Here is an 11,497-nt window from a genome sequence, read left to right as displayed (position 1 = left end):
CTAGAGCACCCGCTTCCCTTCGTACTTCTAGAGCACCCGCCTCCTGCGCCCCAGCCACGTCTGCGCCACCACGACCACCGCCAGGAACCCGCCGCTGACGACCTGTTGGTAGGCGGAGTCCAGGGAGCCGATCTGGTTGATGACGTTCTGGATGACCTTCAACAGGAGTACGCCGACGAGGGAGCCGCTGAGGAAGCCGAAGCCGCCGGACAGGAGCGTGCCGCCGATGACGACGGCGGAGATCGCCTCCAGCTCCATGCCGGAGCCGAGGATGGTCACGCCGGACGCCAGCCAGGCCGCGTTCAGCGCGCCCGCGAGGCCCGCGCACAGGCCGGACAGGGTGTAGACGGCCGTCTTCGTGCGGGCCACGGGCACGCCCATCAGGGCCGCCGCGTCCTCGTTGCCGCCGACCGCGTACACGTACTGCCCGAAACGGCTGCGCCGCAGCACGACGGCACCGGCCACGAACAGACCGACCGTGATCCACACCGGCGCGCCGATGCCGAGCAGCTTGCCCTGCCCGAGCGTCGCGAAGAACGAGCCCTTGTCGACGAGATACGTCTTGGAGCCCTCGTCGGTGACGGCGAGCAGGATGCCGCGCGCGCCGAGCAGCGCCGCCAGCGTCACGATGAAAGGGGCGAGCCGGGAGCGGGCGATGAGCAGGCCGTTCACGAAGCCGATGAGCGCGCACACCCCCAGCGGAAGCAGCAGCGCCACCGCCGTGCCGTACTGCGAGCCCCACGCCGCGAGCACGCCGCCGAGCGCGAACAGCGAGCCCACCGACAGATCGATGCCGCCCGTGACGATCACGAACGTCATGCCGAGGGCGACGACGGCGAGGAACGCCGAGGACACCGCCATGTTCTGCATGTTGTCGGTCGTCATGAACGTGTCGAAGGACAGCCAGGCGGCGAGGACGGCGATCACCAGGGTGACCAGGGCGCCGTGCTGCTGGGCCAGCGCGCTGAGGCGCTCCGAACGCGTCGCGCCGAGCGGTTCGTCCTCGGTGACCGTGTTCATGGGGCGCACCGGGCTCTCCGTGTCGACCGTCATCGCCTCCCCCTCTCGCGTGCCGCGTACACGGCCAGGATGATCACCACGGCCTGCGCGATCTGCGTCCACGACGGCGGCAGGTCGTGCTTGATGAGCGTGGCCGTGAGCAACTGGATGAGGACGGCGCCCGCCACCGTGCCGCCGATACGCACGCGCCCGCCGCTGAGCGGGGTGCCGCCGACGACGACCGCGGTGATCGCGGACAGCTCCATCAGGTTGCCGAGCGACGTCGGGTCGCTCGCGGTCAGGCGCGCGGTCGCGAGGACGCCCGCGATCGCGGCCAGGGCGCCGGAACAGACGTACACAAGAATGAGGACACGCCGCACCGGCAGACCGGCGAGCTTGGCCGCCGGGCGGCTGTCGCCGATCGCGAGGAGCTGGCGGCCGAAGGTCGTGCGGCGTACGACGAACGCGACGAGCAGCGCGAGCGCCACCGCGATCAGCACCAGGTAGGGGATGCCGAGCAGGTCCCCGGAGCCGAGCGAGGCCATGGTGGGGTCGTGGACGTCCTTGAGCTGGGGGAGCAGGACCTGGGCGAGGCCGCGGCCCGCCACCATCAAGGCGAGCGTGGCGACGATGGGCTGGACGCCGATGTAGGCGATCAGCGCCCCGTTCGCGACGCCGACGGCGGCGCCGCCGAGCACGGCGACGAGCAGCGCGATCCACATGCCGTAGCCGAGATACAGGGAGAGCAGGGACGTGGAGAGCGCCATCACCGAGCCGACCGACAGGTCCACGCCCTCGCTGCCGATCGCGAGGGCCATGCCGAGCGCCACGATGAGGACGGGCGCCACCTGGACGGCCTGCGTGCGGAAGTTCTCGGCGGACAGGAAGTGCGGGGTGATGGCGATGTTCACCAGGAGCAGGACGGCGACGCCCAGATGGACGCCGTAGTCCTGGAGCAGCCGCAGGAGGCGGTCGCGGTCGAGGCGGGTGCGGCCGCCGAGGCCGATGTCAGTCATCGTCACCTCCAGAGGTGGCGGGGGTCGTGGCCTGTGCGGCGGGCGCGGCCGCGATCGCGCGCATCAGTCGGTCCTCCGTGACGGCGTCGCCGGTGAGTTCCTCGACGACCGCGCCGTCCTTGAGGACCACCACGCGGTCGCTGCCCTCGATCAGCTCCTCCATGTCGGAGGAGATCAGGAGCACGCCGAGGCCGTCGTCGGCCAACTCGTCGATGAGCTTCTGCACTTCGGCCTTCGCGCCGACGTCGATGCCGCGCGTCGGCTCGTCCAGGAGCAGCACCTTCGGGTTCATGGCGAGCCAGCGGGCGAGGAGCACCTTCTGCTGGTTGCCGCCGGAGAGCTCGCCGACCTTCTGGTGCGGCCCGGACGCCTTGATGCGCAGGCGCTTCATGAAGGTGTCGACGACGCGGTCGATGCGCGCCTCGTCGACCAGGCCGAAGCGGGACAGGCCCGGCAGCGCGGCGAGCGCGATGTTCTCGCGCACCGAGAGGCCCGGCACGATGCCCTCGGCCTTGCGGTCCTCGGGCAGCAGGCTCACGCCCGCGCGGATGGCGGCGGGCGTGGAGCCGGTGCGCACCGGCACCCCGGCGATCACCACCCGGCCCGAGTCCGGCGGCAGCGCCCCGGCGATGGCCTTCGCGGTCTCGCTGCGGCCCGAGCCGAGCAGCCCGCCGAGCCCGACGACCTCCCCGGGCCGGATCGTCAGGGACACCCCGTCGAGCTGGTGCCGGACCGTCAACCCCGTTGCCTCCAAGACGGGTTGGGCCTCGGTGTCGTGGTTCCCGCTGAACTTCGTCAGACCTTCCTCGCGTACGTCGCCGATCTCACGGCCGAGCATCAGCGCGACCAGACGCAGCCGGTCGAGCTCGGCGATCGGGCCGGTGTGCACGGCCTTGCCGTCCCGCAGCACGGTGACGGTGTCGCACACCTCGTACAGCTCGTCGAGGCGGTGACTCACGTAGATCACCGCGATGCCGCGCCCGCGCAGCATCCGGATCACGCCGAACAGCGTGGCCACCTCGCGCGGTTCGAGGGACGACGTCGGCTCGTCCATGATGACGACGCGCGCGTCGACCGACACCGCGCGGGCGAGCGCGACCATCTGCTGGGCGCCGACGCCGAGTTCGCGCAAGGGGCGGCGTACGTCGACCCGCACGCCGAGGCCGCGCAGGGCCTCCTGTGCCTCGCGGTGCATCCGGCGGAAGTCGATCAGGCCGAGGCGGCCGCGCGGCTCCCGGCCGAGGAAGAGGTTGCGGGCCACGCTCATCAGCGGGACCAGGTTCACTTCCTGGTAGATGGTGGAGATGCCCGCGTGCTGGGCCTGGAGGGGCGTGGCGAAGCGGACGGCCGAGCCGTCGTACCGCACCTCGCCCTCGCCCGCCTTGTACACGCCGGTGAGGACCTTGATGAGCGTGGACTTGCCCGCGCCGTTCTCCCCGATCAGCGCGTGCACCTCGCCCGCGCGGGCCGTGAAGTCGACGCCGTCCAGGGCGCGTACGCCCGGGAAGGACTTGCCGAGCCCCGACACCGAGAGCATGGCGGGCCCTGCCACCGGCGGGGCGCCGGATCCCGTCACCGGCAGCACGTCAGTACGCCTTGCCGAGGTCCGACTCCGCGTTGTCCTTGGTGTAGGCGCTGTCCTTGATGACGATGTCCTGGGCGACCTTGCCGCCCTTGGTGAAGGTGTCCAGGGTCTGGAAGGCGAGCGGTCCGAAGCGCGGGTTGGACTCGATGACGCCGTCGATCCAGCCGTCGACGATGCCGCGCACGGCGTTCTTCGTGCCGTCGATCGTCACGATCTTCACGTCACCGGCCTTCTTGCCCGCGCCCTTGAGTGCGCCGACCGCGCCGAGGCCCATCTCGTCGTTCTCGGCGTAGATCCCGTCGATGCCCGGCTTGGACTGGATGAGCTGCTCGGTGACCTGCTGGCCCTTCTCCCGCGCGAACTCGCCCGTCTGCTTGAAGACGACCTTCAGATCCGGGGCCTTCTTCTCGATCTGCTCCTCGAAGCCCTTGGTGCGGTCGGTGGTGACGTTGTTGCCCGCCGCGCCGAGGAGGATCGCGACCTCGCCCTTGCCGCCCGTCGCCGCGATCATGCGGTCGGCGGCGCGGCGGCCCTGCTCGACGAAGTCCGAGCCGATGAAGCTCACATAGTCCTTGCAGGCGGCCGCGTTGATCTTGCGGTCGATGGTGACGATCGGGATGTGCTTGGCCTTGGCCTGGCGCAGCACCGGCTCCCAGCCGTCGGAGTTCAGCGGGGCGATGACGAGCAGGTCGGCGCCCTTGGCGATGAGGTCCTGGACGTCGCTGATCTGCTTGGAGAACTGCGACTGGGCGTTGGCGGTGAGGAGTTTGACGCCGCGCTTGCCGGCCTCGGCCTTCATGGAGGCCGTCTCGGCGATCCGGAAGGGGTTGGCCTCCTTCTCGGACTGCGAGAAGCCCACGGTCGCGGACTTCAGGTCCAGCTTCTTGGCGCCGTAGTCGCCGATGACGCAGCTCTTGCCGCCGCCGGCGCCGGGCGAGGAGACGACCTGGCCCGCGTCGCCCTCGGCGGCCGAGGACTTGGAGCCGTCGGAGTCGCCGGACTTGTCGTCCTCCGACTTGGCGCATCCCGTGGCGGCGAGCGCGAGGCCCGCGGCGAGGCCGACGGCGAGGAGGGTACTGGCCGACGCGCGGCCCTGAGTACGGCCCGAGGTACGGCGAAGGAAGATGTTCGGCTTCATGGGAGTCCCCAAACGGCACGGCCCCGGCGCACACTGAGAGCGCTCACGGGAAGAACGGGTTTGCGGTCAACTCAGCGGTACGGGGAGCTTTTTACATCGTTGAAAGGGTGCTGTAAACCCTCCGCGCACGCCGCCGGTCGGCGGAGCGGACCGTGCGGCTCCCCGAAATCCGCTGTCCTGGCCGCCCCGCGACTCACCTCCGCCCGAGCGTGCTCTCCCGCTCCACCAGGCGGAATTCCGCGGTGAGTTCATGTCCGCCGGGTGTCTGCGCCCCCTCCAGGCTGCGCAGCAGCGAGGCCACCGCGAGGCGCGCGATCGCCTGCTTGTCCGGGGAGATCGTGGTCAGCGTCACCGCGCCGAACTGCCCCTCCGCGATGTCGTCGAAGCCGACCACCGCCACGTCCCACGGCACCCTCAGGCCCCGCTCGTGCAGGACCCGCATCGCGCCGATCGCGACCAGGTCGTTGTACGCGAACACCGCGTCCGGCCGCACCCCGGAGTCCAGCATCCGCGCCATCGCCTTCGCGCCGTCGTCCCGGTTCCAGCCGCCGACCCCCCCGACCAGGGAGTCCGGCGCGGGGATGCCGGCCTCGGCCAGCTCGGCCCGCCAGCCCTGAAGGCGCAGGTGGGCGGGGCGGTTGGCGGAGTCCGTGCGGGCGCCGAGGTAGGCGATGGAGGAGCGGCCGCGGCCGATGAGGTGGCGTACCGCGACACGTGCGGCGGCGACGTTGTCGATGGCGATGTGGTCGTAGGGGAGGTCGTACTCGCGCTCGCCGAGCAGGACGAGCGGCACGTCGTCGTTGCGGCCGTTGCGGCCGTCCCGGCCGTCGCGGCCCTGGAGGTCCTCCGCCTCCAGCTCCAGCGGGCTGAGGATCAAGCCGTCGATGACACCCGCCCGGAAGCCCTGGCTGACCAGGACCTCCTGCTCGCGGTCGCCCCGGGTGTGGTCGAGCAGGACGGTGAAGTCGTGCGCGGCGGCGGCGTCGATGACGGCTCCGGCCAGCTCCGCGAAATACGGGTTTCCCAGTTCCGGGACGGCGAGCGCGATGATGCCGGTGCGGCCCTTGCGCAGATGGCGCGCCGTCAGGTTCGGGCGGTAGCCCAGCTCGTCGATGGCCTGCTGCACCCGGGCCCGCATCGCCGGGGTGACGTGCTGATACTTGTTCACCACGTTCGAGACGGTCTTGATGGAAACGCCCGCGTGCTCCGCGACATCCTTGAGGCTCACCCGCACGTGCCACTCCTCGCGTCGATGTGCGCCCCGGTGAACGGGGCCTTCCGGCTCGGTCGGCACGGACCCTGGACAGCGCGCCGGAGCCGTGCTGTCATGCCAACTGCCGTTCCTTCCAACGTTGTACAGACTCGTTGTACCGACTGGAGCGACGAGCCGCCACCCTTCCTCGACAAGGAGGATCCGTGCGCCCTAGACGATCCGGAAAGCTCCGGCACCAACTGGCCCTGCTGCTCAGCGCCGCCCTCGTGTTCACCGGGCTCGCCGCCGCGTCCACCGCGACGGCGGCGGGGGACGAGGCGTCCGACCCCGGCGTTCAGGCCCCCGAAGTCCACGGCCTGAAGGGCGAGTACTACACCCAGTCCGCCCCGGGCGCCTTCGACTTCCACGAGCTCAAGGCCACCGGCTTCGACCGGAGCATCGACTTCGACAACCTCGAACCCCGACTGAACTTCGCCACCGGCAGGTCCGACGACGCCACGGTCCGCTGGACCGGCAAGGTCGTCCCGGAGAAGTCCGGCGCCCACACCTTCTCCATGATCGGCGACAACGGCTTCCGGCTGTGGGTCGACGGCAAGCTCGCCATCGACCACTGGGTCGACGACTGGGACCGCGAACAGACCGCGCGGCCCGTCGAGTTGACCGCCGGGAGGGCCTACGACATCAAGGTCGAGTACTTCGAACACTACGGCGGCTCCAACCTCCACCTGCGCTGGACCGAGCCCGGCGGCACCAAGGAAGCCGTCCCGCAGTCCGCCTTCCGCCTCCCCGACGGCTGGGACTACGAAGGCGCCACCGCCGCCACCGTGCAGAAGGACGGCCGCGCCCTGAAGCTGGAGTTCGCCCAGGAACTCAAGGCGCCCCCGGCCGGACTCACCGACCATGTCGAAGCCGTCATCGGCGGCGCCAAGTGGCCGCTGGATTCGGCCAAGTTGGACCCGGCCGATCCGCGCGCCGTACTCGTCACCCTCAAGCAGCCCGTCGTCGGCAACAAGACGGGCACCGCCCGCGGCACCGCCGACCTGCGCTACGACGGCAAGGGCGGTCTGACCGGAGCCGACGGCAAGGAGGTCGGCGCGTTCTGGAGCAGCGGCCCCAACAAGTCCACGTACGAACTGCGCACCAAGTGGGCGGACGACGTCGGCCCCGGCAACGCGCTGCCCGAGTACCCGCGCCCGCAGCTCAAGCGCGCCGACTGGCGCAACCTGAACGGCAGTTGGCAGTTCGCCGCCGCGAAGGCGGGGGAGCAGCCGCCGGTCGGCAAGCAGCTCAAGGAGAAGATCCTCGTCCCCTACCCGGTGGAGTCCCAGCTCTCCGGGCTGCAGCGGCACGAGGACCGCATGTGGTACCGCCGCACCTTCACCGTCCCCGCGGACTGGAAGGTCGACGACGGCAGGAACGGCAAGCGGCTCAAGCTGAACTTCGGCGCCGTCGACTGGCACGCGAAGGTGTACGTCAACGGCACCGAGGTCGCCGAACACAAGGGCGGCTACGACAAGTTCAGCGCCGACGTCACCGACGCGCTCAAGCCCGGCAAGACCCAGGAACTGATCGTCGGCGTGTACGACCCGACGGACTCACCGGGCGGCGAGAACCCGCCGGTCGGCAAGCAGCGCCTGGACCCGTCCGGCATCTGGTACACGCCGTCCTCCGGCATCTGGCAGACGGTGTGGATGGAGCCGGTCGCCCGCGACCACGCCGAATCCCTGAAGATCACCCCCGACGTCAAGACCAAGCAGGTCACCGTGGAGACCACGGGAGTCCGCGCCGGAGTACCCGTGCACGCGGCGGCGTACGAGGGCAAGAAGAAGGTCGCCGAGGCGAGCGGCAGCGCCGGCAAGCCGCTGAAGCTCACCCTGAAGAAGCCGCGCCTGTGGTCGCCCGACGACCCCTTCCTGTACGACCTCAAGGTCACCGTCGGCGGCGGCAAGCGCGCGGATCGGCTGCAGAGCTACTTCGGCATGCGCTCCATCACCGTCGAGAAGATCGACGGCACCCCGCGCACCGTCCTCAACGGCAAGCCCACCTTCCTGATGGCCACCCTCGACCAGGGCTTCTGGCCCGACGGCCTGCACACCGCACCCACCGACGAAGCCCTCGCGTACGACCTGAAGATGCACAAGGAGATGGGCTTCAACTCGGTCCGCAAACACATCAAGGTGGAACCCGACCGGTGGTTCTACTGGGCGGACAAGCTGGGCTTGATGGTGTGGCAGGACATGCCGTCGACGAGCGCGGGACGCACACCGGACACCGCCGCGCGAGCCCAGTTCGAGCGCGAGATGAAGCAGATGATCGACGAGCACTCCAACAGCCCGTCCATCGTCATGTGGGTCACCTTCAACGAGGGCTGGGGCCAGTACGACATGGGCCGCATCGCCGAGCAGGCCAAGGCCTGGGACCCGACACGCCTGGTCAACGGCATGTCCGGGCTCAACCTCGGGGCCGACGGCGGCAAGGGCGACCTCATGGACGAACACGGCTATCCGAGCCCCGCGCTGCCGCCGTCACCGGACGGCAGACGGGCGCTGATCAACGGCGAGTACGGCGGCCTCGGGCTCGCCGTGCCCGGCCACGCCTGGTCCGTCCAGCAGAGCTACGTCGACGTGGACCCGGCCAAGTACACCGAGGAGTACCTCACCAAGCTGCGCGAGGTGCGCGCCCTCGCCTGCAAGGGCGGCAACGGCGCCGTGTACACCCAGATCTCCGATGTGGAAGGGGAGTTGAACGGACTGCTCACCTATGACCGCGCGGTCGTCAAGCCCGATGTGCCGCGGCTGCGCGCCGCGCACGAGTCCCTGATCAAGGACGCTTCGCAGGCGCCTGTGCAGGGTTGTCCCTGATGGTGTGACCTCCTGCGGCCCGGTGGCCTGACGGATTGATGCGCTCCGGTTCGCTCCCTGACGGGCGGGCCGGGGCGCGTCGTCGTGGCCGTGTCCGGCGCGGGCCGGGGAGGCGCAACCCTTGATACGACCCTTGACGAGTACACGCGGCCGCCCGAAGAATGGGCGCGCCCGATGCAGTGACAACGTTGTCCAAGGAGGCGTACCCACCCATGAGATGGAACCGACGGCTGCGCGGCGCGGGGACGGCTGCCGTGGCGGCCGCGCTCCTCGGCGGGGCCCTCGCCGTCCCGTCGGCCGACGCCGCCCCGCGCGGCGAGCGCCTGACCGACCTGGTCAACCCGTTCATCGGCACCGAGAACGAGGGCAACACCTATCCGGGCGCCGCGGTGCCCTTCGGCATGGTGCAGCTCTCGCCCGACACCGGCCACAACACCGGCTACGACCACTCCGACACGCACATCCGCGGCTTCTCCGCCGTGCATCTGTCCGGTGTGGGCTGCGGCCTTGGCGGGGACCTGCCGGTCCTGCCGACGACCGGGGACGTGGCGGAGACGGACTACGCGAAGTACGCGGCGGAGTTCAGCCACGACACGGAGAAGGCGCGCCCCGGCTATTACAAGGTGGGCCTGAAGTCCGGCGTCGACGCCGAGCTGACCGCGACCGAGCGCACCGGCGTACAGCGCTACACCTTTCCGGCCACGGACAAGGCCAACGTCCTGATCAACGCGGGCCAGTCGCTGCACAAGTCGGTCCGCACCGAGGTCGAGATCCTCGACCGCCGCACCGTCCGCACGAAGATCACCGGTAGCGGCTTCTGCCAGGACACCAAGCCGTACACCCTCTACACCGTCACCCGCTTCGACCGGCCGTTCAGCTCCTCCGGGACCTGGAAGGGCGGGACCGTCACCGCGGGCTCCGCGAAGTCCTCGGCGGACGGCGAGCGCAATGGCGCGTACGTCCGCTTCGACACGGCGAAGGACCGCACCGTCGAGGCGACGACCGCGCTCTCGTACGTCGACGCCAGGGGCGCGGCGCTCAACCTCCGTGCGGAGGGCGGGCGTTCCTTCGGCCGCGTCGAGCACGCGGCGCGCGCGAAGTGGGAGGACCGGCTCGACGACGTACGGGCGCAGGGCGGCGGGGAGACGCTGCGGCGCACCTTCTACTCGTCCCTCTACCGCTCGTTCCTCGCGCCGAACATCGGCAGCGACGTGGACGGCCGCTACACCGGCTGGGACCAGAAGACCCACCGCACTGCTGATCACGGGGGATTCACCTACTACCAGAACTGGTCGTTGTGGGACACCTACCGCACCCAGGCCCAGCTTCTCGCCCTGCTCGCGCCGCGCGAGTCCCGCGACATGGCGCTGTCCGTCCTCAGAATCGACGCCGAGAGCGGCTGGCTGCCCAAGTGGGGCTACGGCACCGTCGAGACGAACATCATGACCGGCGACCCGGTCACGCCGTTCCTCACCAACGCCTACCAGCAGGGCCTGTTGAAGGGGACTCCCGGCCTTGAGGAGAAGGCGTACCGCGCGCTGAAGAAGAACGCCGACGGCGTGCCGCCGGCCGACTCCGCGCCGGTGGGCCGCGAGGCCAACAAGGAGTACATCGCCGAAGGTTTCGCGCCCTACATCAAGGGCCGCCCGCACGCCAAGCCGGGCGACTCCGACTACGACCACGGCGCCTCGGCCACGCTGGAGTACGCCCTGTCGGACGCGATGCTCGGGCAGATGGCGCGCGAGCTGGGGCATGAGAGGGACGCGGCCCGCTATGCGGCGCGCGCCCAGAACTACCGGAAGATCTTCGACAGTTCGACCGGGTTCTTCCGCGCCAGGGACAAGGTGGGCGCCTTCACAGGACCGGCCGATCCGGCCAAGAGCGAGGGCTTCCACGAGGGCACGTCCTGGCAGTACCAGTGGCTGGTGCCGCAGGACCTGCCGGGCATGGTGGACCTCATCGGCGGCAAGCAGGCCACGAACGCCCGCCTCGACTCCTTCTTCGCGTACGAGCAGCTCCTGAAGGACCCGGCGAAGACGGCCCGCGAGGTGTGGGTCAACGGCCCGTACGACTACTACAACGCGGACAAGTACAACCCGCAGAACGAGCCCGACCTGATCGCCCCGTACACGTACCTCTCCACCGGCCAGCCGTGGAAGACGACCGACGTGGTGCACGCCGCGCTCACGCTCTTCACGGACACCCCGACCGGCATGACCGGCAACGACGACCTCGGCACCATGTCCGCCTGGAACGTCCTGTCGTCCATCGGGATCTTCCCGGTGCAGCCGGGCACGGACACCTGGGGCCTGTCGACGCCCGTCTTCGAGCGCGTCGACCTCAGCCTGGACCGCCGCTACTACCCGCGCGGACGGCTCACGGTGAAGGCGCCGGGTACGTCGCCGGAGCGGCGGTACGTGCAGTCTGTGAGCGCCGACGGGGCGGACTACGGGCGGACGTATCTGCGTACGGACGACATCCGTGGGATGCGGGAGCTGTCGTTCGCCGTGGGGGACGAGCCGTCGGAGTGGGGAACGTCACCCGAAGCGGCGCCGCCCGTGGTCAGGTGACGGGGCAGCGGTCGTGAGGTGACCTCAGGCGTCCCGTGAGGCCCGCCCTTCCCGGCGATTTCGGGGGAGGGCGGGCCTTAATCTGTTGTTAACTGTACGTAGCTAGATCGTACTT

General features: G+C 70.1%; 7 protein-coding genes. 2 read left to right on the top strand and 5 right to left on the bottom strand.

Annotated elements, in window-relative coordinates:
* Window positions 1-27: 27 nt before the first annotated feature.
* The 5 genes from IEY91_RS38810 to IEY91_RS38790 form a co-directional block, all read right to left on the bottom strand.
* Window positions 28-1,053: an ABC transporter permease gene (locus tag IEY91_RS38810; RefSeq protein ID WP_189177498.1), complete on the bottom strand. Its 1,026-nt coding sequence runs from the start codon at window positions 1,051-1,053 to the stop codon at window positions 28-30.
* Complete coding sequence (locus IEY91_RS38805) at window positions 1,050-2,015, bottom strand: ABC transporter permease (RefSeq protein ID WP_189177497.1); 966 nt, start codon at window positions 2,013-2,015, stop codon at window positions 1,050-1,052. The genes IEY91_RS38810 and IEY91_RS38805 overlap by 4 nt, the downstream gene beginning before the upstream one ends.
* Window positions 2,008-3,552, bottom strand: a complete 1,545-nt coding sequence (locus tag IEY91_RS38800) for a sugar ABC transporter ATP-binding protein (RefSeq protein ID WP_189177513.1) — start codon at window positions 3,550-3,552, stop codon at window positions 2,008-2,010. The genes IEY91_RS38805 and IEY91_RS38800 overlap by 8 nt, the downstream gene beginning before the upstream one ends.
* A 49-nt stretch (window positions 3,553-3,601) precedes the next feature.
* Entirely contained in the window at window positions 3,602-4,738 is a 1,137-nt protein-coding gene (locus tag IEY91_RS38795; protein WP_189177496.1) for an ABC transporter substrate-binding protein, read from the bottom strand.
* A 193-nt stretch (window positions 4,739-4,931) separates the two neighbouring features.
* The gene (locus IEY91_RS38790) at window positions 4,932-5,972 is read right to left on the bottom strand and encodes a LacI family DNA-binding transcriptional regulator (protein WP_189177495.1); all 1,041 of its coding nucleotides are present in this window, start codon (window positions 5,970-5,972) and stop codon (window positions 4,932-4,934) included.
* Between the two features lie 182 nt (window positions 5,973-6,154).
* On the opposite strand from IEY91_RS38790, the gene IEY91_RS38785 reads away from it, so the two are divergent.
* Entirely contained in the window at window positions 6,155-8,812 is a 2,658-nt protein-coding gene (locus IEY91_RS38785; protein WP_189177494.1) for a PA14 domain-containing protein, read from the top strand.
* Window positions 8,813-9,024: 212 nt separating this feature from the next.
* Window positions 9,025-11,382 carry a GH92 family glycosyl hydrolase gene (locus IEY91_RS38780; protein WP_189177493.1) on the top strand — a complete coding sequence of 786 codons (2,358 nt, stop codon included), beginning with the start codon at window positions 9,025-9,027 and terminating at the stop codon, window positions 11,380-11,382.
* Window positions 11,383-11,497 lie beyond the last annotated feature (115 nt).

Origin of the sequence: Streptomyces lasiicapitis (assembly GCF_014646335.1) — a bacterium.
GTDB lineage: Bacteria > Actinomycetota > Actinomycetes > Streptomycetales > Streptomycetaceae > Streptomyces > Streptomyces lasiicapitis.
The sequence above is the reverse complement of the archived record's forward strand: the minus strand, read 5'-3'. Positions and strand labels throughout refer to the sequence as shown.

Coding starts and splice junctions, on each gene's coding strand:
- IEY91_RS38810 (WP_189177498.1), bottom strand. CDS start 1,053: ATGACGGTCGACACGGAGAGCCCGGTGCGCCCCATGAACACGGTCACC.
- IEY91_RS38805 (WP_189177497.1), bottom strand. CDS start 2,015: ATGACTGACATCGGCCTCGGCGGCCGCACCCGCCTCGACCGCGACCGC.
- IEY91_RS38800 (WP_189177513.1), bottom strand. CDS start 3,552: ATGCTCTCGGTGTCGGGGCTCGGCAAGTCCTTCCCGGGCGTACGCGCC.
- IEY91_RS38795 (WP_189177496.1), bottom strand. CDS start 4,738: ATGAAGCCGAACATCTTCCTTCGCCGTACCTCGGGCCGTACTCAGGGC.
- IEY91_RS38780 (WP_189177493.1), top strand. CDS start 9,025: ATGAGATGGAACCGACGGCTGCGCGGCGCGGGGACGGCTGCCGTGGCG.